The organism is Mesorhizobium sp. M2C.T.Ca.TU.002.02.1.1 (assembly GCF_003997225.1).
Genome location: NZ_RZTO01001047.1, coordinates 1 through 1,826, shown reverse-complemented (window position 1 = coordinate 1,826; position 1,826 = coordinate 1). Strand labels below are relative to the sequence as shown.

General features: G+C 64.7%; 2 protein-coding genes. Both read left to right on the top strand.

Going from position 1 to position 1,826, the window contains the following annotated elements; translation table 11 throughout:
* The coding region (locus tag EOD07_RS33130) for a Gfo/Idh/MocA family oxidoreductase (RefSeq protein WP_164772783.1) at positions 1-763 on the top strand (763 nt) is incomplete at its 5' end.
* Between the two features lie 167 nt (positions 764-930).
* A complete protein-coding gene (locus tag EOD07_RS33125) occupies positions 931-1,782 on the top strand; it encodes a sugar phosphate isomerase/epimerase (RefSeq protein ID WP_127238225.1) in 852 nt (283 codons plus the stop codon).
* Positions 1,783-1,826: the final 44 nt, after the last annotated feature.

Genomic DNA, 1,826 nt, shown 5'->3' with positions numbered 1-1,826 from the left:
GACCCACAACTACACCGCCTATCCGATGATCCGGCAGGCGCGCGAGATGGTGGCCAAGGGCATGCTCGGTGACATCCGCATCGTGCAGTCGGAATATCCGCAGGACTGGCTGACCGAAGACCTCGCCGCCACCGGCCAGAAGCAGGCCTCCTGGCGTTCCGATCCCAAGCAGGCCGGCGCCGGCGGCGCGCTGGGCGACATAGGCACGCATGCCTACAACCTCGCCCGCTTCGTGTCCGGGCTGGAACTGGATTCCCTGTCGGCCGATCTCGACGCCTTCGTGCCGGGCCGCCAGCTCGACGACAATGTCAACGTCATGCTGCGCTTCAAGCCGGTTGGCAACAAGCATCCGGCCAAGGGCATGATCTGGGCAAGCCAGGTGGCGCCCGGTCATGAGAACGGGCTGAAGCTGCGCATCTACGGCTCCAAGGGCGGGCTGGAATGGGTGCAGGCCGACCCGAACTACCTCTGGTACACGCCGTTCGGCCAGCCGAAGCAACTGCTCACGCGAGCCGGCGCCGGCGCGATGGCGGTGGCCGCGCGCGTCAGCCGCGTGCCGTCCGGCCATCCGGAAGGCTATCTCGAAGGTTTTGCCAACATCTACCAGGAGGCCGCCCGCGCCATCCGCGCCGCGCGCCGGAAGGGCGGCAAGCCGGCCAAGGATGTGATCTTCCCGACGATCGCGGACGGCGTCGAAGGCATGGCCTTCATCGAGGCCTGCGTGAAGTCGTCGAAGAAGAATGGGGCGTGGACGAAGCTCTAGGGGTGCCGATATTCAGGTGAGGCCGGCCTGCGAACGGCGGCTTCCTGCGCTTCCGGTGCTCACGTACTTTAAGTACGCTCCGCTCCGGTTCTCGGAAGCCACCGTTCTCGACTCGGCCTGACCTGAATCGCATCACCCCTTGATCGAAGGTGATGAGGGGGGAGTCGATGAAAATCGGCATGTGCATGTTCTTGTGGACGACCAGCGTCTCGAAGAAGCACGAGGCGCTGCTGAGGGATATCAAGGCGACCGGCTTCGATGGCGTCGAGATACCGGTCTTCGTCGGGGCGCCCGACGATTACAAAAAACTCGGTGAGATGCTCGACCGCATCGGCCTGGAGCGCACCGCGGTCTCGGCCATGGGCGATCCGGCGATGAACCTGATCTCGCCGGATGCCGCGACCCGCAAGGCCGGCATCGACTACATGAAATGGGCGATCGACTGCAGCGCGGCGCTTGGTGCGAAGACGCTCAGCGGCCCGCTGCATTCGACGCTCGGCGCCTTCTCCGGCAGCGGGCCGACTTCCGCCGAAAAAAAGCGCTCGGTCGGCTCCCAGCGCGCCATCGGCGACCATGCCGGCAAGCAAGGCGTGACCATCGGGCTGGAAGCGCTCAACCGCTTCGAATGCTACCTGGTCAACACCATGGCCGACCTGTCGGAGCACATCGACGCGATCGACCGGCCGCACATCAAGGCGATGTACGACACGTTCCACGCCAATATCGAGGAGGCCGACCCGATCGGCGCCTATACGAAGCATCGCCGCAATGTCGTCCATATCCACATTTCGGAGAACGATCGCGGCGTGCCGGGGCGCGGCAACATCCCGTGGAAGGAAACTTTCTCCGCTATTCGCCGGACCGGTTACGACGACTGGCTGACGATCGAATCGTTCGGACGCTCGCTGAAGGATCTGGCAGCGGCGACGAAGGTGTGGCGCGATTTTGCCGAAAGCCCGGAGGCTGTGTATCGCGAGGGGTACAGGCATATCAGGGATGGGTGGAAGGCTGCCGCGTAAGGGCCTCTCCGTTCGTCATCCACGGGCGGAGCGGGAGCGAAGCG